19 protein-coding genes are annotated in these 20,957 nt (G+C 71.9%); 8 read left to right on the top strand and 11 right to left on the bottom strand.

Annotated features, from left to right (window positions below; all coding sequences use genetic code 11):
- Window positions 1–15 precede the first annotated feature (15 nt).
- Window positions 16–1,677: a diguanylate cyclase CdgB gene (cdgB, locus tag ABZ078_RS09335; RefSeq protein ID WP_356573266.1), complete on the bottom strand. Its 1,662-nt coding sequence runs from the start codon at window positions 1,675–1,677 to the stop codon at window positions 16–18.
- Window positions 1,678–2,029: 352 nt separating this feature from the next.
- Between cdgB and ABZ078_RS09330 the strand changes: the two genes are divergently transcribed.
- Window positions 2,030–2,665 carry a flavin reductase family protein gene (locus tag ABZ078_RS09330; RefSeq protein WP_356573584.1) on the top strand — a complete coding sequence of 212 codons (636 nt, stop codon included), beginning with the start codon at window positions 2,030–2,032 and terminating at the stop codon, window positions 2,663–2,665.
- Between the two features lie 391 nt (window positions 2,666–3,056).
- On the top strand, window positions 3,057–3,530 hold the full coding sequence (locus ABZ078_RS09325; RefSeq protein ID WP_356573264.1) for a GNAT family N-acetyltransferase: 474 nt from the start codon (window positions 3,057–3,059) through the stop codon (window positions 3,528–3,530).
- An 89-nt stretch (window positions 3,531–3,619) separates the two neighbouring features.
- Here the strand turns inward: ABZ078_RS09325 and arfB are convergent, their stop codons facing one another.
- Window positions 3,620–4,057: an alternative ribosome rescue aminoacyl-tRNA hydrolase ArfB gene (arfB, locus tag ABZ078_RS09320; RefSeq protein WP_356573262.1), complete on the bottom strand. Its 438-nt coding sequence runs from the start codon at window positions 4,055–4,057 to the stop codon at window positions 3,620–3,622.
- A gap of 159 nt (window positions 4,058–4,216) precedes the next feature.
- On the opposite strand from arfB, the gene ABZ078_RS09315 reads away from it, so the two are divergent.
- On the top strand, window positions 4,217–4,792 hold the full coding sequence (locus ABZ078_RS09315) for a TerD family protein (protein ID WP_009329473.1): 576 nt from the start codon (window positions 4,217–4,219) through the stop codon (window positions 4,790–4,792).
- A gap of 133 nt (window positions 4,793–4,925) precedes the next feature.
- Here ABZ078_RS09315 and ABZ078_RS09310 read toward each other — a convergent pair whose 3' ends face one another.
- Complete coding sequence (locus ABZ078_RS09310; protein WP_356573260.1) at window positions 4,926–6,329, bottom strand: M1 family metallopeptidase; 1,404 nt, start codon at window positions 6,327–6,329, stop codon at window positions 4,926–4,928.
- Window positions 6,330–6,369: 40 nt separating this feature from the next.
- On the opposite strand from ABZ078_RS09310, the gene ABZ078_RS09305 reads away from it, so the two are divergent.
- A complete protein-coding gene (locus ABZ078_RS09305) occupies window positions 6,370–6,870 on the top strand; it encodes a hypothetical protein (protein ID WP_356573258.1) in 501 nt (166 codons plus the stop codon).
- 279 nt (window positions 6,871–7,149) lie between these two features.
- On the opposite strand, the gene ABZ078_RS09300 is transcribed toward ABZ078_RS09305, so the two are convergent.
- Window positions 7,150–7,857 carry a pentapeptide repeat-containing protein gene (locus ABZ078_RS09300; protein WP_356573256.1) on the bottom strand — a complete coding sequence of 236 codons (708 nt, stop codon included), beginning with the start codon at window positions 7,855–7,857 and terminating at the stop codon, window positions 7,150–7,152.
- Between the two features lie 140 nt (window positions 7,858–7,997).
- On the opposite strand from ABZ078_RS09300, the gene ABZ078_RS09295 reads away from it, so the two are divergent.
- On the top strand, window positions 7,998–9,158 hold the full coding sequence (locus ABZ078_RS09295) for an NAD(P)-binding protein (protein ID WP_356573254.1): 1,161 nt from the start codon (window positions 7,998–8,000) through the stop codon (window positions 9,156–9,158).
- 76 nt (window positions 9,159–9,234) lie between these two features.
- On the opposite strand, the gene ABZ078_RS09290 is transcribed toward ABZ078_RS09295, so the two are convergent.
- The gene (locus tag ABZ078_RS09290; protein ID WP_356573252.1) at window positions 9,235–12,465 is read right to left on the bottom strand and encodes an IPT/TIG domain-containing protein; all 3,231 of its coding nucleotides are present in this window, start codon (window positions 12,463–12,465) and stop codon (window positions 9,235–9,237) included.
- A gap of 312 nt (window positions 12,466–12,777) precedes the next feature.
- Between ABZ078_RS09290 and ABZ078_RS09285 the strand changes: the two genes are divergently transcribed.
- Complete coding sequence (locus tag ABZ078_RS09285) at window positions 12,778–13,665, top strand: aminoglycoside phosphotransferase family protein (protein ID WP_356573582.1); 888 nt, start codon at window positions 12,778–12,780, stop codon at window positions 13,663–13,665.
- Between the two features lie 9 nt (window positions 13,666–13,674).
- Entirely contained in the window at window positions 13,675–14,187 is a 513-nt protein-coding gene (locus ABZ078_RS09280; RefSeq protein WP_356573250.1) for a GNAT family N-acetyltransferase, read from the top strand.
- Here the strand turns inward: ABZ078_RS09280 and ABZ078_RS09275 are convergent.
- The 6 genes from ABZ078_RS09275 to ABZ078_RS09250 all read right to left on the bottom strand — a co-directional run bounded on the left by ABZ078_RS09275 (window position 14,184) and on the right by ABZ078_RS09250 (window position 19,557).
- Window positions 14,184–15,428 carry a wax ester/triacylglycerol synthase domain-containing protein gene (locus tag ABZ078_RS09275; protein WP_356573248.1) on the bottom strand — a complete coding sequence of 415 codons (1,245 nt, stop codon included), beginning with the start codon at window positions 15,426–15,428 and terminating at the stop codon, window positions 14,184–14,186. The genes ABZ078_RS09280 and ABZ078_RS09275 overlap by 4 nt on opposite strands.
- A gap of 22 nt (window positions 15,429–15,450) precedes the next feature.
- Window positions 15,451–16,659, bottom strand: coding sequence for a beta-ketoacyl-[acyl-carrier-protein] synthase family protein (locus ABZ078_RS09270; RefSeq protein WP_356573247.1), 1,209 nt, complete (start codon window positions 16,657–16,659; stop codon window positions 15,451–15,453).
- Entirely contained in the window at window positions 16,656–16,931 is a 276-nt protein-coding gene (locus ABZ078_RS09265; RefSeq protein WP_356573245.1) for an acyl carrier protein, read from the bottom strand. Before ABZ078_RS09265 ends, ABZ078_RS09270 begins: the two co-directional genes overlap by 4 nt.
- 36 nt (window positions 16,932–16,967) lie before the next feature.
- Window positions 16,968–18,245 carry a wax ester/triacylglycerol synthase domain-containing protein gene (locus ABZ078_RS09260; RefSeq protein ID WP_356573243.1) on the bottom strand — a complete coding sequence of 426 codons (1,278 nt, stop codon included), beginning with the start codon at window positions 18,243–18,245 and terminating at the stop codon, window positions 16,968–16,970.
- A 138-nt stretch (window positions 18,246–18,383) separates the two neighbouring features.
- A complete protein-coding gene (locus tag ABZ078_RS09255; RefSeq protein WP_356573241.1) occupies window positions 18,384–18,665 on the bottom strand; it encodes a hypothetical protein in 282 nt (93 codons plus the stop codon).
- Between the two features lie 70 nt (window positions 18,666–18,735).
- A complete protein-coding gene (locus ABZ078_RS09250; RefSeq protein WP_356573239.1) occupies window positions 18,736–19,557 on the bottom strand; it encodes a hypothetical protein in 822 nt (273 codons plus the stop codon).
- Window positions 19,558–20,022: 465 nt separating this feature from the next.
- Between ABZ078_RS09250 and ABZ078_RS09245 the strand changes: the two genes are divergently transcribed.
- Window positions 20,023–20,505, top strand: coding sequence for a hypothetical protein (locus ABZ078_RS09245; RefSeq protein ID WP_356573237.1), 483 nt, complete (start codon window positions 20,023–20,025; stop codon window positions 20,503–20,505).
- Window positions 20,506–20,957 lie beyond the last annotated feature (452 nt).

Here is a 20,957-nt window from a genome sequence, read left to right as displayed (position 1 = left end):
TCGCTGACCTGGGGGTTACCCGGCGCGTCGGTGCTGTTTGGGACGAGATCGTTTCTCTACGTACATCCGCTCGTCAGCGGACTTCAACACTTCGTCCGCGGTCATGCCGCAGTGCGCCCACCCGATGCCGAAGCTGGCGCCGACGCGGACGGCCCGCCCCTCGGCCCGGATCGGCTGGATGATCTCGTTGCGCAGGCGTACGGCGAGGTCCTGGGCGTCGGCCCGGCCGAGCCCGTCGGCGAGGATCACGAACTCGTCGCCGCCGAGCCGGGCGACGGTGTCGCCGTCGCGCACCGCGCGGGACAGCCGCCGCGCCACCTCGATGAGCACCGCGTCACCCGCGTTGTGCCCGAACCGGTCGTTGATCGACTTGAAGCCGTCGAGGTCGCAGAACAGCACCGCGAGCCCCTTGGCCCCGTCGTCCCGCTCGCCCTCGACCGGGGCGACCGTGTGGACGTGGTGGTCGAAGCCGTCGTACGGCGCCGCGCCGGGCGGCCGGAAGTCGAAGCCGTGGCCGTTGGCGTCGTAGACGGCGGGGTGGCCGTAGGCCGTGTCCGTGGACTCCAGGGCGCCCGCGTGGGCGGGCCGCTTGCACAGGCGGGCGGAGAGGCGGGAGCGCAGCTCGGCGGAGTTCGGCAGTCCGGTGAGCGAGTCGTGGGAGGCGCGGTGGGCGAGCTGCAGCTCGCGGCGCTTGCGCTCCTCGATGTCCTCGACGTGGGTGAGCAGGAAGCGGGGTCCGTCGGCGGCGTCGGCCACGACGCTGTTGCGCAGGCTGACCCAGACGTACGTACCGTCGCGGCGACCGAGCCTGAGCTCCGCGCGCCCGCCCTCGGCGGACGTGCGCAGCAGGGTGCCGATGTCCTCGGGGTGGACGAGGTCGGAGAAGGAGTAACGGCGCATCGCGGAGGCCGGGCGGCCCAGCAGGCGGCACAGGGCGTCGTTGGTGCGCAGGATCCGGCCGTGCTGGTCGCCGCCCATCTCGGCGATGGCCATGCCGGAGGGGGCGTACTCGAAGGCCTGCCTGAAGCTTTCCTCACTCGCGCGCAGGGCCTGCTGCTCGCGCTCCAGCCTGACCAGTGCCCGCTGCATATTCGCGCGTAGACGTGCGTTGCTGATGGCGATCGCCGCCTGGAACGCGTACATCTGGAGCGCCTCGCGCCCCCACGCGCCCGGCAGCCGGCCGTTGCGCGGCCGGTCCACGGACAGCACCCCGATCAGCTCGCCGCACGCGCCGCCCTGCACGCCGGGCGTGTACATCGGCGCGAACAGCCGGTCGCTCGGATGCCATTCGTCCTCGAAGCGGGGCGCGGGCCCGTCGGTGTACCACTGCGGTACGTCGTCGTCGTCGAGGATCCAGCCCTCGGTGTGCGGGATGAAGATCAGGTCGCCCCAGTGCTCACCCATGTTCAGCCGGCGCTCCCACGACTCGCGCGAGCCGACCCGGCCGGTGATGAGGGCCTCGGCGGCGGGGTTGCCGGCGAAGGCGGCGACGACGAGATCGCCGTCGGGGCGTACGAGGTTGACGCACGCGAGCTCGTAGCCGAGGCCGGTGACGACGCCGTCGGCGACGGTCTGCAGCGTGTCCGCCAGGCTTCGGGCCGTGTTCATGTCAGCCATGACCTGGTGCAGTTTTCGCAGGGTCGCAAGACGGACGTACGGCTCCGACTCGGTCTCCATGCTCGCCCTCCCCCCGAGACCTCGCAGCGAATCAAGGGTTCTCTTCGGCGTAACGTTCCTTGCTGGCTTCCCCGCCACTGAATCACAGCGCGCTGCCCACTCGGTACACAGGGTCAACAATTAATGCCCCTTGTGACTCAAGTCACAGGTAAACGTGAACAATTGAGCGGTGTTTCCGCGTTTTTCCTGTGCGTTTACCGAACGCAAACTCTGCGCGTGTGTGGAGATGCCATGAAACGGCTCTGAACAGGCACGTCAGGGCCCTGCCGGGAGTCCGTCGGAACCCTTTGTCTCCGTGATTTCCCGGCGGCGTCCGTCGGTGGTCCTAGGTCCGGTCTCGGGCCTGGGCCCGATGTGGAGCGGCCCGGCCGACATTAGCGTTTTCGGCGTGCCGAAGACCTCACCTGCCGCGCTGCCCGCGACCGCCGTCCTCCCCGCCTCCCGGAGTGCCTCCGGGCATGCTGAGGGAGTGAGCAACGACGAGTTCCGTGCCGCCATGTCGCGGTTGGCCGCGGGTGTGGTCCTGGTGACCGCCCTGGAGCCGCCGCTGGACCCGGACGACCCGCACGCGCCGCCCGGCGAGGACGTCGGCATGACGGCGACGGCGTTCATGTCGGTGTCCCTGGACCCGCCGCTCGTCCTGGTCAGCCTGCGGGAGGGCTCCCGGATGGACGACCTGCTCGCCGAACAGCCCCTGTGGGCGGTCTCGGTGCTCTCCGAGAGCCAGCGCCACATCGCCGGCCGCTTCGCCATGAAGGGCCGCGTCAGCGACCGGCTGCTGTTCGCCGACATCCCGTACGTCCGCGGGAAGGAGACCGGCGCTCCCCTGGTGGGCGGCGCCCTGGCGACCCTGGAGTGCCGCACCGAGCAGCGTGTCACGGCCGGCGACCACACCCTGGTGATCGGCCGCGTCCTGTCCGCCTCGCTGCCGAGCGCGGACGGCGGGCCGCTGACGTACTTCCGCGGCCGATACCGCCACTTGGACTGACAGCCGACAGCCCGGCACCACCGCAGTACCGCACCCAGCAACCTGACACGACCGACAACCACACCCCGATCACCGGCCGCACCCTGTCCACCACACCGCCGAGCACGAACGACAGGCCGCTGACGCACTTCCGCGGCCGATACCGCCACTTGGACTGACAGCCGACAGCCCGGCACCACCGCAGTACCGCAGTACCGCACCCAGCAACCTGACACGACCGACAACCACACCCCGATCACCAGCCGCACCCTGTCCACCACACCGCCGAGCACGAACGACAGGCCACTGACGCACCTCCGCGGCCGACACCGCCACTTGGACTGACAGCCGACAGCCCGGCACCGGACGAAAATCCGTGGCCGTCGACGATCACCCGGCATACGGTCCCCGAATGACATCGACTTCCGCACTGCGCCTCGAAGAGATCACACCCCAGAACTTCGAGGCCGCGATCGGCATACGCGTCCGCCCCGAGCAGGAATTCGCGGTCGCTCCGGTGACGCGGTCCCTGGCCGAGGCATACGTCCACCCCGCCGACGTGGCCTGGCCGCGCCTGATCGTCGACGGCGACCGCCCGGTCGGGTTCCTGATGGCCTTCTTCGACATCGACTGGCACGAGGACGGCACCGTCTTCCGCTCCGGCCTGTGGCGGCTGAACATCTCCGCCGAGGAACAGGGCCGCGGTTACGGCCGGTTCGCGGTCGAGTCGGTGGCCGCGGAGATCCGCCGCCGGGGCGGCAAGCAGCTGTACGTCACCTGGCACCCCGGCGCGAACGGTCCGGAGAACTTCTACCTCGGCCTCGGATTCCGCCCCAACGGCGAGACCAGCGAGGGCGAGACGGTGGGCGTGCTGGAGCTCGACTGAGGTCGTGCGGCACGAACGCCGGCCGCTCGGCCGGTGTCAGGGTGTGCGCGACGGCGCGAGGTGGGCATGACTGCGCCGCTTCACGCGCCCTACGCCCAGTCCCGCCCCGACCGCCCCCGCTTGGTGTCCGAGCGCTGTTTCTTCTCCCTCAGCCGGCGTTCGTTGATGCCGCGGGGAATCCGGGTCGGCCTGCGGGGCTTGGGGGGCGGGGCCGTCGCCTCGGCGAGCAGCGCGGCGAGGCGTACGGCGGCGGTCTCGCGGTTGCGCCACTGGGAGCGGTGCTCGGAGGCGCGAACGGTGATCACGCCGTCGACGAGCCGCCCGGCCAGCCGCTCGAGCGCCCGCCGCTTCCACACCTCGGGCAGCGCCTCGGTCTTCGCCAGGTCGAACCGCAGCTCGACCTGCGAGTCACTGGTGTTGACGTGCTGGCCGCCCGGTCCGCCGGACCGCGAGAAACGCCACATGAGCTCGGCCTCGGGGAGCGAGACGGAGCCGCGGATGACGTGGGGACCAGACATGCCGTCCATGTTCCCTGCCCTGTCCCGTCCACGTCACGTGAATATCCCCAACGGGTGCTCTTTGGCAAAGAAAGTAAAGACACCTGGAACCTATGGCACCCCTCTCCGCGTTCATAGGGGTAGCTGTAGCGTCTAGCCGTATCGCAACGAGGGAAGGGACTCCCAACAATGGCTGTAAGCCTGTCCAAGGGTGGCAACGTCTCGCTCACCAAGGAGGCTCCGGGCCTGACCGCCGTCACCGTGGGCCTCGGCTGGGACGTCCGCACGACCACCGGCACGGACTTCGACCTCGACGCCTCGGCGATCGCCGTGAACACGCAGGGCAAGGTCTACTCGGACGCCCACTTCGTCTTCTTCAACAACAAGCAGACCCCGGACAACACGATCGTCCACACGGGCGACAACCGCACGGGCGAGGGCGCCGGCGACGACGAGGCGATCAACGTCAACCTCGCCGCCCTCCCGGCCGACATCGACAAGATCGTCTTCCCGGTCTCCATCTACGACGCCGAGAACCGCTCGCAGAACTTCGGCCAGGTCCGCAACGCCTACATCCGCATCATCAACCAGGCCGGCGGCGCCGAGATCGCCCGCTACGACCTGTCGGAGGACGCGGCCACCGAGACCGCCATGGTCTTCGGCGAGCTCTACCGCAACGGCGCCGAGTGGAAGTTCCGCGCGGTCGGCCAGGGCTACGCCTCGGGCCTGGTCGGCATCGCCCAGGACTTCGGCGTGAACGTCTGACGGACGCTGCGCTGTGCGGGAACCCCCTGGCTTCGGCCGGGGGGTTCCCGCGTTTCGGCGGTTCGCTCAACCCCGCCCCCGCCCCCGCCGGGACGCGGGCCGGGGGAACTGAACGGGCGCGGACCGGCCCGCGTCAAGGGCGGTCGGGCTTTCCGTCCCCGTACAGCCAGTCCCGCCAGATGGGCCCGAAGTCCTTGTCCGGGGCCTTCTTCTCCACATACGCCGTGAAGTCGTCCGTGTCCGCGTTCCCGTGCCGGTGGTCGGCCGCCCAGCCCTGGACGATGTCGTGGAAGGCGACGTCGCCGACGGTCTGCCGGATCTTGTGCAGGACCATCGCGCCGCGCTGGTAGACGGGCGCGTCGGAGATGTGCGCGGCGCTCGTCGGCTCGGCGGGCGGGAAGGACCAGAGGTCCTCGTACTCGTCCTCGCCGTGGTCGTACAGGGCGTCGAAGGTCTCCTGCGCGCTGTCGCCACCGTCGTCCTCCCGCCACAGCCACTCCGCGTACGTGGCGAAGCCCTCGTTGAGCCACATGTCGCGCCAGCTCCTCGGCGTCACCGAGTTGCCGAACCACTGGTGGGCGAGCTCGTGGACGAACAGCTCGGTGTCGGGGGCGCCGGGGAAGACGGGCCGGTTCTGGGTCTCCAGGGCATAGCCGGCGGCGTTCTCGACGGCGACGACCGCGCCGGTGGAGGAGAAGGGGTAGGGGCCGAAGTTGTCCTCGGCCCACTCCATGATCTCGGGGAGCCGGGCGAGGACCGCACGGCCGGCGTCGGCCTGCGAGGGGGCGACGGCGGTGTGGACAGGCAACCCGTTGTCGGCCTCCGTGGCGACGGTGGAGCGGCGGATGTCGTAGTCGCCGATGGCGAGCATGGCGACGTAACTGGCCATGGGCTCGCCGGTGTGCCACCGGAACGTGGTGCGGCCGTCGCGGCTGCTCCGGTGGGTCAACTCCCCGTTGGAGACGACCTGGAGCCCCTCCGGCACGGTGACCGCGATGTCGTACGCCGCCTTGTCGGACGGGTGGTGGTTGCCGGGGAACCACGCCATGGACCCCGTCGGCTCCCCGAGCGCGAGCGCGCCCTCGGCGGTGGGGAGCCAGCCCTCCTCCGAGCCGTCGGGGTCGGTGAGGGTCCGCGGCGTGCCGGAGTAGCGGACGGTGAGCCGGAAGGTCTCGCCCTCGTCGAGGTCGTCGTGCGGCCGGACGACCAGTTCCTGGCCGTTGCGGCTGAAGCGGGCGCGCTCGCCCTCCACCACGACCCGCTCGACCTCCATGCCCCTCAGGTCGAGGTCGAGGGCGGAGAGGTCCTGGGTGGCGCGTGCGGTGATCTCGGCGGTGCCGGTGAGGTGGCGGTCGTCGGGGTCGTAGGCGAGGTCGAGGGCGTAGTGGGCGACGTCGTAGCCGCCGTTGCCGGCCTTGGGGAAGTACGGATCGCGCAGGCCGGAGCCGCCGGGGGTGCCCTGGACGCCGCCGCCGCACGCCGTGAGGACGAGCAGGGCGGAGGTGACGGTCAGGGCAACGGGTGCGAAACGGGACACGCCGTGATCCTATGAGGCCGGGCGTGACACCATCCCCTACGTGCTCGACATCGGCTACGCCCTCTCCACCCGCTTCCCGGACCCCCCGCAGACGGACTACCGTCGCGCGGACGTCCGTACCCTGCGCCACGACCTGTTCTGCGGGGACGTCTACCTCGCCGACACCGAGACGGACCGGGAGTTGTCCACAGCCTGGGGATGGGTGCCGGTACTCGACTTCGCCTGGGCGCTGTGCGACATCGCCGAGCGGCTCGACCGGGATCCGGCCGGTTCCCGCGCCTCCCGCCCGCAACGCGCGGAACTGGACTTCACCGAGTCCACGGACCGCATGCTCTTCGAGCGCCGCTTCGGCTGGGTGGACATCGAGGCGGACTGGATGCCGGCGGAGGAGGCCCCGCTGACCTTCTCGCACACCGAACTGCGCCGCGAGGCCCGCGACTTCCTGCACGACCTGATCGCCGACCTGATCGACCTGCACGAGGACCTCGGCGAGAACCCGGCGATCTGGACGCTGCAGGCACGCTTCCCGCGGGTGGCGTAGTCACCGCCCGGACCCGCGACAACGCGACCCACGACAACGAAGGAGCCCCTCCCGTTCGATACGGGAGGGGCTCCTTGTCAGAGCGCCGGGCAGGCCTTGCACCTGCATCTCCCCGCAGGAAGCGGGGCGTCTTTCCTTGGACCACCAACGCAGCACCGTCCACCGGGAGTTCCGGCGAGCAGCTCAAGATCAAGCATACACGTTCCCCCTCCCGCTTCCCTGCACGTCCTCCCTCCCCCCTTCCGTCCCTCCCTACGCGTCTCCACTCCCCCGCCCTCCCTACTGCGCCTCCACCCGCAAGCCCATCTCCGCCGCCAACACCGGTGCCAGGTCCAGCAGTTGCGTGGGACTGATCACCGCCCCCGCCAACCGGTCCACACCCCGCGCGATGTCCAGCTCGGCCGCCCCGCGCAGATCCACGTCCGTCAGCGTCACGCCGCTGAGGTCCGCCCCCTTCAACGCGCAGTCCACGAACTCCACCCGCTCCAGCCGGGCACCGCCGAAGTCCGGCTCGACCAGGACGCAGCCCTCGAAGACGACGTCTCTGAGCCTGGCCTTGCGCAGGTTCAGGTAGTCGATCTTGCCGCCCCGGATCACCACCCGCTCCAGCACGGCCCCGTGCAACTGCACTCCGCCGAGGCGGGCGTCGACCAGCTCCACATCGCGCAGAGTCGACTCGGCGAGGTCGGTGCCGACGCCCCTCAGGCCCGTGAGGACGGAGTCGAGGATCCGGGCGTGACGAAGTCTCGTCTCGTCCAGGGCGCAGCCCCGCAGCGCGCAGTCCATGAAACGGGCGCCCCCGCCGTCCTGCCCGGTGAGGTCCACCTCCTGGAACTCCAGTCCGTCGTAGTCCCCGTCCGGCTCCAGCTCCCCCTTCCGGAAGGGCTCCTGCGGCGGCAGCCGCACCTCGGGGCGCCGCGCGCCCTTCACACCGCCCCTGCCCGGGCCGCCGCCCGCGCCGCCCGCGCCCATCGCTCTCCTCGCCATGACCCCATGCTGCACCCCACCACTGACAATCCCCCTGACCTGCGGCGTCGGCACCGATGTCACATTCCGGGGCCCTCGACCCGTCGTACTCACGCAAGAGGACCGAAAACGCGACCCCGAGCAGAGGGAGCACTCCAGCCATGCACCGCATCACCGTGATCGGCGGCGGCTTCGCCGGGCTCACCGCGGCCATCACCGCCGCCGAGGCGGGCGCCAAGGTCACCGTGTACGAAGCCCACCACACCCTCGGCGGGCGGGCGCGGACCGACGAGGGCCCGTACCGGACGAACGAGGGGCCGCACGCCCTGTACAGCGGCGGCCCGCACTGGGCCTGGCTCAGGCAGCGCGACCTGATCGGCCCGCTCGCGCCGATCCCGCCCCTGGAGGCATCCCGGCTGCGGCTGCGACACCGGGGCGTCCTGCGCCGTACGCCGCCGTTCGCCATGCTCAAGCTGTTGCGGCGGGGACTGCCGCAGGCGCCCGTCGACGTCGACTTCATGACCTGGGCCACCGAAATCGCCGGCGAGGAGGGCGCCCGGGCCGCCGCGCACTACTCCGCCGTCGCCCTGTTCCACCACGATCCGGGCGCCCTGTCCGCCGCCTTCGTGCAGGAGCGGCTGCGCCGGGCCACCAGGCTGCCTCCGGAGGCGCACTACCCGCGCGGCGGCTGGGCGACCCTCATCGACCGGATGGCGGCGCGGGCGTGGAACCTCGGGGTGCGGATGGAGACCCTCTCCCGTGTCGACGAGTTGCCGACCGACACGCCCGTCGTCGTCGCCACCTCCCTCGACGCCGCCCGCCGCCTCCTCAAGGACGACTCCCTGACCTGGACCAGCGGTCGTACGACACTCGTCGACCTGGCCGTGCGCACCCGGCGCGGGGACGCCTTCGTCGTCTCCGATCTCGACGGGACCGGGTGGCTGGAGCGGTTCACCGCGCAGGACCGGTCCCTGGCACCGGCCGGTGAGCAACTCGTCCAGGGGCAGATCCCCGTCGCCCCGCACGAGTCGAAGGCGGACGGCGTCGCGCGCGCCGAGCAGCTCCTCGACCTGGGCTTCCCCGGCTGGCGCGAGCGCGTCACCTGGCGGCGCGAGGCCGTCGCGAGCGGCCGTACCGGCGCGGTCGACCCGCCCGGCACGAGCTGGCGCGACCGTCCGGCCGTGGACCGGGGCGACGGTGTGTATCTGGCGGGCGATCAGGTCGCCGCGCCCGGCGTCCTGTCCGAGGTCTCCTTCAACAGCGCGCTCACGGCCGTGTCCCTGGCCCTCGGCCGGCACGCCCTCGGCCTCAAGCGAGCTTGAGCCTGTCCATGCGGGAGGGGCCCCGCGGTGGCGTACCGCGGAGCCCCTCCCCCCTCCTCGTGCCCGGCGAAGCCGGTCAGCCGGCGACCGCCTTCGTCGCCTTGCTCACCGCCGACCCGTCCTTGTGACCCGTGCGGTGCGCGATCACCTTCACGGTGATCTTCTTGCCCTTCTGCGCCGACTTCAGCACGAGCGACGACTTGGTCGCACCGCTGATCGCCCGGCCGTTCGCGTACCACTGGTACGAGTACGTCGTCGGCGCCGGACTCCACGTCCCCTTGGACGTCTTCAGCGTCCTGCCGACCTTCACCGTCCCGCTGATCACCGGCAGCTTGCTCGCCTTGGGCGCATCACCCTTGCCCACGGTCACCGGCGCCGAGGTCGCCGACCCGCTGACCCAGCCGGGCCTGACCGCGGTGACGGTCACGGTGAGCTTCTTGCCGACCATCGAGGCGGGGACGGTGTACGTCGCCGCCGTCGCCCCGCTGATCGCCGTCCCGTTCGCCTTCCACTGGTACGTGTACGACGACGGGGTCGCCGACCAGCTCCCGGGCGCGGCGGAGACCTTGGCACCCGTCTTGGCCGTGCCGGTGACCTTCGGGGCGGCCGTGTTCCCCAGCTGAGGCTGAGGAGTCACGGTGAACGAACCGCGCTGGAACTCCCAGCCGCGCGCGAGCACGCTGACGTTCCAGGTACCGGTGGCCGCGCCGGTCAGGTCGAGGGTCGCGGTCACCGTCCGGTTGTCCGCGGAGACCGAGTCGGCCTTCGCCGTGATCCTGCTCCCGGCCTGGCTGATCCGGACGGTGACGTCCGGGCCGAGCGCGGTGCCGGTGACCGTGACCTTCACCTTGCCGCCGGCGGCCCCGGTGTCGGGGCTGACCCCGGTGACGGCCGTCTTCTCCGTGCCGCACACCGGCGTACAGATCAGCCGGGCGCTGTAGGCCGTGCGGGACGCCTTCTCGGGCAGGCCCAGGAGGAACACCGTCGGCGCGCTCTCCTGGGAGGAGCCGAGCACCGCGCAGTCGTAGCGCTCCGGGATGTAGTGCGTGCAGCCGTTGGCCCAGGTCTTCGTGTTGTACAGCACGGGCACCGCCGTGGTGGCGGCCCCGGCGGTGCCCTTGATGTCGGTCTCGAAGCGGTCGAACCCGGCGGTCGGCAGCGCCGCGCACACCGCGGTGCGCGACTCGTCCAGGGTGCCGGTGACCGGCCCGTAGCCGTACGCCACCGACGGCACCTTGACGCACTCCGGCGCGGGCCCGTCGGCGGTCGCGACGCGCAGGGCGTCCAGGCGGTACTCGGGCGCCGCCTTCAGGGTGACCGGGGTCTGCACCAGCACCTGGTGGGTGGTGGACCCGGTGACCGCGCAGGAGGTGTTGCGGAAGGAGCACTTCACACGGCCGTCCCCGGCGACGACCGCGCTGTTGGCGGTGCCGAGGGCGTCGCGCACGTTGACGTGCACGACGTCGGTGTCCGCGGCGGTGGTCACCTGGTGGCAGTCGAGCGTGCCGGGACCGGCGTACGCGCTCTTGACGGAGGGTCCGCCGACCTTCGCCGCCGTGGTCCTCACGCAGCCCGCCGAGGAGGCGCTCGCGGTGACGTCCCGTCGGGTCAGGGTGTATGTGGCCGCCTCGTCCCGGCCGGTGACCAGCACCGTGTGGGCCTTGCCCGGGGTCAGGGAGCAGATGGTCCAGCCGTTGGTGGTGGCGTAGCGCTCACAGACCCGCTTGCCGTCGGAGTCCAGCACCGAGAACGCCGCTGCGGCGGTCCCGGAGGTGGCGACCAGCTGGAAGACCTCGGCGGCCGTGTGCGCGTCCGCCGGAATGCCCAGGCAGTGCGAGAAGACACCGTCACCCGTGGTCAGCGTGGCCTTCTGCCCGCCCGCGCCGAAGCTGCCGGCGGGCAGCGCGGGGCAGCCCTCCGCGACGTCGGTGCGGTGGAAGGCCACCGCGTACGGGCCCGTCGCCGAGTCCCCGCCGTCCTCGGTGTGGACCAGCGCCCGATAAGGCGCCGCACCGGTGAGCGCGCAGTCCCCGCCCCGCAGCTCGTCCTCGCCGCACTGCGGGGTGCCGTCCCGGTCCAGGACCTCCACCTCGGGGGTCAGCCCGGCCGAGGACAGCGAGGTGAGCGCGGCGATCCGGGCGCCCTGCGGGACGGACAGCGTCAGGCAGTCGTACTGCCCGGCCGTGCTCAGCTCACCCTTGTGCAGGCCGGTCCCGGTCGCCACGCACCCGGCGTCGGAGGCACGGTCGAGGACGACCGGGTACGTGCCCCGGCCGACGATGGCCGTGTAGGTCCCCGGCTTCTTGATCGGGCACGGATCGGCCTCGTACCGGCACACACTCAGCCCGTCCGCGTCGTACACCCGGGGCACCGAGACCTCGCGGTCCCCGCTCACCGAGTGCACGGTGTACGGGCCCGCCGCGGCGGCGGTGAAGGTGACGCACGGGCTGGTGGTCGGGGGCCGCTCCTCCAGCGGGCCGTACGCGCGGACCGGGGTGGTGGCGCAGCCCTGCGGGTCGTTGAGCCGGCGCACGCGCACCTCGTACTCGGCGGGGAAGCCGCCCTCCGCGCGCCAGACGGTGGAGATCACCCGGTACGGGCCGTCGCCGGGCAGGACGCAGCTGTCCTCGTCGTTCTCCGGGAACCGCTCGCAGATCCGGGCGCCGGTCGCGTCGGTGATCCAGGCGAGGGAGTCGCCGTACGTCTTCGTGCCGTGGCTCAGCCGGACCCGGTCGCCGCGCTCGCCCTCGAAGGGCTGGCAGTCCACCTCCACCGGGCTCACGGTCCTGCGTGTGAGGTCGGGCTGGTCCCAGTGGGTGCCGACCGGCTCCGCGCAGCCCTTGGTCGCGCCGAGCGGCACGAAGGTGACGGAGGTGGTCGCGTCCTCCCAGCCGGTGTTGAGCACCTTCAGCGTGTAGGTGCCGGCCGCGGGCACACCGCACATGCCCTGCGTGGCGTACTGGTCGCCGTGGCAGTCCACCTCGCTGCCGTCGGCGGCGAGCAGTTGCCTGGTCACCGCGTTGCCGTGGCCGTCCTTCGCCGGTGCCAGATACAGGCCCGGCGTCTCGACGGTGACCGTGTAGCAGACGCTCGCGTCGGGCGCGACGGTCGCCTTGCCGACGGCGTCCCCCGGATCACCGAAGGGCGCGAGGGCGAGCGGCGCGCACTCCTCGTCGGCGGCCACGGCGGGGCTCGCCCCGGTCAGGGTCAGGAGTGAGGCGAACAGCGAGACGACAGCGGCGAACACGGCCGGGAACACGGCCGCCCGCCCCCGTCTCGCCGACGGACAGGAGTCGTCGTCGGACATGGAATCCCCCCAGGATCATTGGTCGTTGAGGGGATGGTCGCACACAGGTACGACAACGCACTCGCGAGTATCCGAGGCGAAAGTTTCCCTCAGCTCCGCAACTTGTGCCCGACTCACGGCGGACCGGTGAACTCGGCCGGCCCGTCCTGCCCCGAGTCCCAGCGGACCAGATCCCGCAGCGTCCGCGCGGCGTGGTTCGCCGTCGCCACACCCGAGACGCCGAGCGACACAACCGACCGCCGCGACCGAACTGCTCATGGGAGGACGCTAATTCGCGTGAGCCGATTCGGGGACACCAGTAGGGTCCGCAGGGTGATCGACATCCCGGAGAAACTCGCGGCGGTGCAGGCGGAGGTCAACGGTGATGAGGGGCGGGCGTTCATCGAGCGACTGCCGGATCTGGCCGCCGAGTTCCTTCAGCGCTGGGGACTGCGCGTCGACGGCCCGCCGATGCACGGCTGGTCGGCCCTGGTCCTGCCGGTCACGGCGGCCGACGGCACCCGGGCCGCGCTGAAGCTGCAACTCCTCGACGAGGAGAGCGAGGGCGAACCGGTGGCCCTGCGCGTGTGGGACGGCGACGGGGCGGTACGGCTCCTCGACCACGACGAGGCCACCGGCACCATGCTCCTCGAACGCCTCGACTCCTCCCGCATGCTCGCCCACCTTCCGGACGTCCACGAATCCGTCCTGGTCATCGCCCGCCTGCTGGCCCACCTCACGTCCTTCCCCGCGCCCGCCGACATGCGCCGCCTCGGCGACATCGCGCGGGACATGCTGGACGAGACGCCCTGGGCACTGAGGCAGATCGGGGACCCGGGGACCCGCCGTATCGCCGCCGACTGCGCCGCCGCCGTACGGGAGGTCGTCGACGAACCCGGCGACCGCCTGCTGCACTGGGACCTGCACGACGAGAACGTCCTCGCCGCCGAGCGCGCCCCCTGGGTCGCCATCGACCCCAAGCCCCTCGCCGGCGACCCGGGCTTCGAGCTGTGGCCCGCCCTCGCCAACCGCTTCGACCCCGCCGACGTCCGCTGGCGCTTCGACGCCATGACCGACGTACTCGGCCTGGACCGGGCACGCGCGCGTGCGTGGACGTACGGCCGACTGCTCCAGAACCTCCTGTGGAGCGTCGAGGACGGCGACGTACCGGAGGAGAAGGACCTCGAAATCGCCAGGCGCCTGCGCGACCCCCGCGGCTAGCCTCTGCCCATGATCCGACCCGCGACCCCCGCCGACGTCCCCGCCCTCCACACCCTCATCCGTGAACTCGCCGACTACGAGAAGGCGCTGGAGGAGGCGAAGGCCACCGAGGAACAGCTCCACACGGCCCTCTTCGGCGACCACCCGGCCGCCTACGCCCACATCGCGGCCGACGACACGACCGGCGAGACCGTCGGCTGCGCGATCTGGTTCCTGAACTTCTCCACCTGGCGCGGCGTCCACGGCATCTACCTGGAGGACCTCTACGTCCGCCCCACCGCCCGCGGCGCCGGCCACGGCAAGGCCCTGCTGGCCGAACTGGCCCGGCTGTGCGTGGAGCGCGGCTACCAGCGCCTGGAGTGGTCGGTCCTGAACTGGAACACCCCGTCCATCGCCTTCTACGAGGCGCTCGGCGCCCGCCCCCAGGACGAGTGGACGGTGTACCGGCTGACGGACGAGGCGCTCGCCCGGCTGGGCGCGGGACGAGAGCCCGGCACGGAACCGGGCGGCAGCGCCGGCTAACCGGCCCGCGCGGCGGGCGCGCCGGACGCCGCGACCGCTTTCAGGTCCTGGGCCACGGCCTCACCGAGCATCCCGGCGTCACCCGCGCGCAGGTGGCTGACGACGGTGAGCGTGTAGGCGTCGGCGGTGTGGACGAGGCAGAGGTTCGCCGTGCCCCGCGGGGAGAGCTGCGGCAGCGGGACGACGCGCGTCAGGGGACGCCCGAGGAAGTGGCTGGGGTTGTCCCGCCACTTGAAGGCGGTGCACAGACTCGTGGTGACCTCGGGACGGGCCAGGCTCCTGGCCATCACCCCGGCCAGCCACGGCACGGTACGGGCGACGGCCTGGAGCGCGGGAAGGATCGCGCGGTGGGCGTCGCTGCGCTCGTGGAACGCCGCGACCAGGTCCTGGCACGCCTGGAGGCGGGCGACCGGGGACTCGGTGTCGACGGGCAGTGGGATGCGCAGCGCGGTCACACCGTTGCCGAGCCGCTGGGCGTCGGCGCGGGTGCGCAGGTCGACCGGCACGGTGGCGTAGAGGGGGGTCGGCCCCGCGGGCCAGGAGCGCAGGGGGCCGTAGCAGGCGCGGAGGGCGCCGGCGTACGCGCTCAGCAGCAGTTCGTTGAGCGTCGCCCCGCGCCCGCCGGCCGGCTGACGGCGGGCGGCACGCATCACCTGCGGGTCGAGCTCGACCACGGCCACCGACGGCCGCGCCGCACCGGCGGGAGCCGCGGGGAGGCGCTGGCCGAGGGCCCCGATGCGCCGCACCTCCCTGCCGACGCCGCCGGGACGGATGCGCGGGCGCTGCCGCACCGTCGCGGACGGTACGGGAGGCCGGGGCGGCACGGCGTCGTCCATCAGCAGCCGGAAGAGGGTCTCCAGGGATCGGCCGTCCAGCAGTGCGTGATGGGCGAGCAGCACGATGGCGCGCGGCGTGACCAGCAGCCGCCACGGAGGTCGTCCGGGCGGCAGCGGGTGAGCGACGCCCTCGGCGAGCAGGGGTTCCAGTTCCTGGTCCGTGGCGGTGACGTGCGCGGCGGGATCGAAGGGGCGGCCCGCTGTCCACCGGTGGCCGGACAGCGCCGCGAGCCCGGTGGGGGGCGCGATGACCAGGCTCATCCGGTCCAGTCCGCTCCACCGGTCGCGAACGCGGGACCGCACCTGCCCCAGGTCGAACGGTCCCCCGGGAAACACCGCGGCGATGCCGATCGTCCCCGGCAGCCGGTTGCGGAGGTGCCCCTCCTCGACGGCCGTCAGCCTCATGCTCCGCAGCCTCCTTCGGTGCTCAGCCGTGGGGTGAATCGAACACGACACAGGCGTTGTGGCCGCCGAAGGCGAAGCTGTTGCTGATCACCGGCCCGTTCGGGATCTTGCGCGGCTCGGCGGTGACGACGTCGATCTCGCACCGGGGGTCCAGCCGCGTGAGCGACGCGGTCGGCGGCGCGAGCCCTTCCCGCACGGACATGGCCGTGATCACGGCTTCCAGCGCTCCCGCCACTCCCAGCCCGTGCCCGGTCACCGACTTGGAAGCGGTGACCGGCACCCCGGCGGGCCCGAACAGGGCGGCGATGGCCCGTGCTTCGGCGAGGTCGTTCAACTCGGTGCCGGTGCCGTGCGCGTTGACCTGGGTGACGGCGTCGGCCGTGGTGCCGGCGTCGGCCAGCGCCTGTTCCATGCACGCCCGGGCACCCGCGCCGTCGGGGTGCGGTGCGGTGAGGTGGTGGGCGTCGGAGTTACGCCCGTATCCGGTCAGCGTGGCGTGGATCCGGGCGCCCCGCGCCCGGGCGAGGTCCAGCCGCTCCAGCACCAGGAACGCGGCCCCTTCGGCGAGCACGAAGCCACGCCGGCCGACGTCGAACGGCCGGGACGCGGCAGCGGGATCCTCGCACTCGGTGACCATGGCGCCGGCCCGTCCGAAGGCCAGCGCCGTCGTGGGGGTGAGGGGGCTGTCGTGGCCGCCCGCCACCACCACGTCCGCACACCCCGTCCGGATCATCTGCATCGCCTCACCCACCGCGTGCGTGCCGGAGGCGCAGGCGGTGGAGACCGTCAGGCTGGGGCCGGTGATGCCGAGCCGGGCGCTGATCCAGTACGCCCCGGCGTTGTGCATCAGCCGGGGCGCGTAGAGCACATCGGGATGTCCGATGCCGTTCTCCTGGCTGATCACCCCGCCGTACCCGGTACCGGTGACCACCGCCCGCCGCCCGGGCGGGACATGGAGCCCCCCGGCGTCCGCCACGGCGTCCACGGCCGCGCACACCGCCATCTGCACCGACCGGTCGGCCCGCCGCACCTCCTTGGGCGACAGGTAGCCGGCCGGGTCGAAGTCGGTCATGGCGGACGCCGGGCCCACGACGGTGCCCTCGTCGTCGAAGGCGTGCAGCGAGGTCGCCGGACGGCACTCGACCAGGCTCTCCCACAGCGCCGCCGGAGTCGCCCCGGCCGCGCAGCGGACGCCCAGCCCGGTGACGGCGACGGCGGGTCGGCGGCTCATCGGGCGAGGGGGCTGGGGGCCGCGTGGGCGCGCAGCCGCACGATGAGCTCGGCGACGTCACCCACGGTGGACACCCCGGTCTTGTCGCGGCCTCGCAGGGACACCCCGAACAACTCCTCCGACGCCACTTCCAGTTCGGTGATGTCCAGGCTGTCGGCTCCCAGGTCGGCGACCAGCCGGGCCTGCGGCACGACCGCCTCCGTCGGCACCGACATCACCCGCGCGCAGAGCGGGCGCAGCGCTTCCCATACGTCGCCGTGTTCCACATCCATGCAACTGCCTCCATCTCCTGGTGCCGTCAGGCCGGCTCACTGCGACGGCGTCGCCGTCCGAGCCCATGTCTCGAACTCCGTGACGACCGCGTCGGCGAGCCGACTCGCGTCGTCCGGACGCAGGTTGCACACCACGGTGAGCGTGAACGCGTCCCCCGCCTGTGCCACGGCGAAGCTGGCGGTCCCCGGGTGCTGCAAGGGCGGCAGCCCCACCGTGCGCACCAGCCGGCGCCCCTCGAAGGTGCTCGTCCCGCCGGGCCACTTCATGGCGGTGGTCGCGGTCGCCGCGAAGCACGAGCGGCGACCGCGACCGGTCAGGAGCCTGGTCACCCAGGGCCCCGTCCGCCGAACCGCTTCTGCAGCGGGAAACAGCACACCGGCGTGGGCGGCGGCCCGCTCGGGGACAGAGGCCATCGCGGCCTGACACGCCCGCAGCCGCGCCACGGGACCGTCCACGTCGACGGGCAACGGAACCCGAACCACCGTGAGCGTGTTGCCGAGTTCCCTCGGATTCGCCCGGGTGCGCAGGTCGCACGGTACGGCCGTGTACACGGGTTCCTCCCGCTGCCGCCACTGCCGCACCGGCCCGTACTCGGCCCGCAGCGCCCCGGCCACGGCGCCCACCAGCAGCTCGTTCAGCGTGGCGCCGCGGCCGTCGGCGGGCTGCCGGCGGGCGTTTCGGACCGTGTGCGCGGGCAGTTCACACACCGCCACCGAGGGATACGTCTCCCCCGGTGACCGCATCGGAAGGGCCTGTCCGGCGGCTGCCATCAGCCTGAGCTCCCCGGCCGCCGCGCGCAGCCCGGTACGCGTGAGCGGCGCCGACCGCGCCGACCGACTCGCCGCCGCGGGACTGTCCGTCAACGAGCGCATCAACGTCGCCAGGGAGCGCCCGTCGAGCAGCGCATGCTGGGCGACCAGCGCCAGGGCGAAACCGCCACCTCGCGCCGCTTCCGGGACCACGAACAGCCGCCAGGGCGGGACCTCGCCGTCGAGCGGCCGGTCCACGCTCTGCGCCCACAGGTCGTCCAACTTGCTCGCGGCCACGGTGACATGCGCGGCGGGATCGAACGGCCCCGGTACGGCCCACCGCACGCGTCCGCGCCGCCCGAACGGCCTTCGACGCCCCGTCCCGGCGTCGCCCGGCACACCGTCGAGCACGCAGTTCATCCGCTCCAGGCCGGTCCACCGCTCGGCGACGCGCGCCCGCACCTGATCCACGTCGGGCTGCTCACCGGAGAAGACCGCCGCCAGGCCGATCACGCCCGGGCATCCGTTGAGCAACAGCATCTCGTCGGCACAGGACAGTCTCATGCGACAGGTCGCCCACCCTTCCTGGTAACGAGATCACCCTACACGCAGGGTCACGAAGCTTCACTCACCGTGCACGGAGTCAACAGTCCGACGCCCGCCCCGTGGTGGAGCGGGCGTCGGACGGAACGCTTCGACGTACTACCTGAGCGCCTGGCTGTTGCAGCCCATGTCCGAACCGAGGTGGCTGGGCTGCGCGCCCGGGGACCCTTCGCCGTTCAGCAGGTTGCCCGCCAGGCCGTTGACGAGGCCGACGCTGCCGAGGACGTCGATGTTCATGTCGTGCGAGCGACACTCGATGCCCTGCGTGATGTCGAGGTCGTGGGCTCCCCTCTCGCCGTGTGCGAAGGCGGTGCCGACGCCCAACGAACCGACACTGCCGAGGACGGCGCCCACGAGGGCGACCTTGTGAAGCTTCCGCATTTCTTCTCCGTTGGTCGAGCGGATCTGGTGTGCAGCAGATCGAGTTGGAACGGTGGACAACTACGGGCCCTCAGCCCAGCCGCGGCAGCCCCAGCTGACCGACGGGAGGCGCCTGGACCTGCCCGAGGCCGAGCCCCGGCACCTGCGGCGGACCGGCCGGCGTGAGCAGCGGGTTGATGAGCGGGTTCACCTGCGGGTTGACCTGCGGGTTCACCTGCGGGGCGACCCGCGGCGGGGGCTCCGGGTTGAAGACCTGGGGCGCGTGGACCTGCGGGGCGACCTGCGGCATGACCTGCGGGGCCGTCTGCGGGGTGACCTGCGGCACGACCTGCGGCACCGACTGCTGGGGAGCGGCCTGCGCGGGGCGCGGCGCGTTGGAGGCCTCCGCGGAGCCTCCCGACGAGGCCGAGGCGGAGGCGTACCCGCTCTGCTGCTGCGGGGCGGGCGCCGGAGCGGGCGCCGGGGCCGGGGCCGGGGGCGCGTAGTGAGGCGCCGGCTGAGGCTCGGGCCGCGGACCGCTGACCGCCGCGGTGCCCGTCGAACGGGCCTCCGCCGTGGCCTGCTGGGGGGCCGGGTGGTGGGGGGCGGGCATCGGCGCCGCGTACTGGGGCTGCGGCGCGTACTGCGGAGCGGGCGCGTACTGGGGCGGCGGCGCGTACTGGGGCGCGGGCGCCGGGGCCGCGTACTGGGGCGGCGGCGCGTACTGGGGCGGCGCGTACTGGGGCGCGGGCGCCGGGGCCGCGTACGGAGGCGGCGCGTACTGCGGACCCGGCACCGGGGCGGCACCGTTGTACCCGACGGGATATTCGGCGGCCTCGCTGACGCCGGCGCCGATGGCGGTCAGACCGCCGGCCGCTGCGACGACGAGCGCGGCCTTGTGAAGCTTGCGCATGGAACCCTCGGCCCTTCATTACCTGTACAGGGAATCCGGTGTATTCAGTGCAGTCTTGCGTGCGCTCAGTCTGATATTCGTACTGCGCCCTTACAGGGGTAATGCCTGAGCTGTCATGTGGACTTCACGCTGGAGCCGACAGCGAATCCCGTAGCCCCTCTCTGACTCCTGATCGCTGCCCTCTCCCCGCTGGCAACGACAATTAACAGCCCGGGTCACGGGATACGAAAGTCCGTCACTCCATTGCCATCGATCCGATAAAAGGCTCTGCGGATTTTTCATCCCGTTGCGCACGGGCCGTCAACCGCGCTTCTCATCGTTGATGATTAACGCCCCCGGCAAATGGGTGACCGCATCCCGCCTCACGTGACCGGACCCGCACTTGTCTCGTTCCCCACGGGTCAGAGCAATGGCTCACAGCAATTCCATACGTTCCATGCCAGGTCAACGAAGGGCCGAGTTTCCATGCGCAAGCTTCATCACGTCGCGCTCGTCGTCGCAGCAGCCAGTGGTCTGTCAGCCATCGGCGTCGGCCCCAGCGTCGCCGATGCTCCCGTTGCCTACAACGGCGGTGCCCCGGCCCCCGTCGGACAGCAGGACGCCCAGGCCCACTCATGGACCCGCTCACAGGCCTCCGTCCAGAGTTCCAACACGCCGGGCTCGCGTCAGACGCCCCCCGCCCCGCAGCGCGGCGCCGAGGTCAGCCCGCAGCTCAACCCCCAACTGAGCCCGCAGATCAACCCGCAGATCACGCCACAGCAGGCCCCGCAGTCCGGTCCGCTGGACCAGACCAACCTCTTCCGCCCGTACCAGGAGTGCAGCCCGCAGTCCCTGCTCAACGCGAACGTTCCGGTCGCCGCCCTCGCCGCCGCCGACGCCCGCGGTGTCGACTGCGACCAGGCCAACAGCCAGGCGAACGCGGTCGCGAGCTCCCGCGCCACCCGCTGACGACACTCAGCGGGCGGCGCCAGAGGCGCAGTTGAGCCGGGCCCGACGCCTGGTGTGAAGGGAAAGTGCTGGTCGCAGCCCTCAACGAGCTGCTGCGACCAGCACTTTTCTCTTCCGGACTCAGCATGGAAACAGGCTTACCCGGATGCCGCGCGGCTTCCGGGTGTTTGCGACACGCGCTTATGAACCCGGCGCGTCGCTAGGACATATCGGATATTTCCTATTAATCTCCAGTGACTGTACGAAGTCGATCCCTTACGGATCGCAACCCAACCTCACTCCACCGGAGATGACATGCACAAGCTTCGCAAGGCTGCCGTCCTGGTCGTCGCCCTCGGCAGCGTCGGACTTCTGAGCGCCGGCACCGCCACGGCCCAGGGCCTCGACGGTCACGGCGGCAAGGGCGGTGACAAGGTCAGCGTCCTGCAGAGCTCCAGCTGCAAGTCGCACGA

The organism is Streptomyces sp. NPDC006385 (assembly GCF_040612485.1).
Lineage (GTDB): Bacteria > Actinomycetota > Actinomycetes > Streptomycetales > Streptomycetaceae > Streptomyces.
Note: the sequence above shows the minus strand (reverse complement) of the source record. Positions and strands in the feature narration are given on the sequence as shown.

Coding starts and splice junctions, on each gene's coding strand:
- ABZ078_RS09315 (WP_009329473.1), top strand. CDS start 4,217: ATGGCTGTAAGCCTGTCCAAGGGTGGCAACGTCTCGCTCACCAAGGAG.
- ABZ078_RS09330 (WP_356573584.1), top strand. CDS start 2,030: ATGTGGAGCGGCCCGGCCGACATTAGCGTTTTCGGCGTGCCGAAGACC.
- ABZ078_RS09250 (WP_356573239.1), bottom strand. CDS start 19,557: ATGCGCAAGCTTCACAAGGCCGCGCTCGTCGTCGCAGCGGCCGGCGGT.
- arfB (WP_356573262.1), bottom strand. CDS start 4,057: ATGGACGGCATGTCTGGTCCCCACGTCATCCGCGGCTCCGTCTCGCTC.
- ABZ078_RS09280 (WP_356573250.1), top strand. CDS start 13,675: ATGATCCGACCCGCGACCCCCGCCGACGTCCCCGCCCTCCACACCCTC.
- ABZ078_RS09260 (WP_356573243.1), bottom strand. CDS start 18,245: ATGAGACTGTCCTGTGCCGACGAGATGCTGTTGCTCAACGGATGCCCG.
- ABZ078_RS09290 (WP_356573252.1), bottom strand. CDS start 12,465: ATGTCCGACGACGACTCCTGTCCGTCGGCGAGACGGGGGCGGGCGGCC.
- ABZ078_RS09255 (WP_356573241.1), bottom strand. CDS start 18,665: ATGCGGAAGCTTCACAAGGTCGCCCTCGTGGGCGCCGTCCTCGGCAGT.
- ABZ078_RS09275 (WP_356573248.1), bottom strand. CDS start 15,428: ATGAGGCTGACGGCCGTCGAGGAGGGGCACCTCCGCAACCGGCTGCCG.
- ABZ078_RS09300 (WP_356573256.1), bottom strand. CDS start 7,857: ATGGCGAGGAGAGCGATGGGCGCGGGCGGCGCGGGCGGCGGCCCGGGC.
- ABZ078_RS09295 (WP_356573254.1), top strand. CDS start 7,998: ATGCACCGCATCACCGTGATCGGCGGCGGCTTCGCCGGGCTCACCGCG.
- ABZ078_RS09265 (WP_356573245.1), bottom strand. CDS start 16,931: ATGGATGTGGAACACGGCGACGTATGGGAAGCGCTGCGCCCGCTCTGC.
- ABZ078_RS09245 (WP_356573237.1), top strand. CDS start 20,023: ATGCGCAAGCTTCATCACGTCGCGCTCGTCGTCGCAGCAGCCAGTGGT.
- ABZ078_RS09270 (WP_356573247.1), bottom strand. CDS start 16,659: ATGAGCCGCCGACCCGCCGTCGCCGTCACCGGGCTGGGCGTCCGCTGC.
- ABZ078_RS09325 (WP_356573264.1), top strand. CDS start 3,057: ATGACATCGACTTCCGCACTGCGCCTCGAAGAGATCACACCCCAGAAC.
- cdgB (WP_356573266.1), bottom strand. CDS start 1,677: ATGGAGACCGAGTCGGAGCCGTACGTCCGTCTTGCGACCCTGCGAAAA.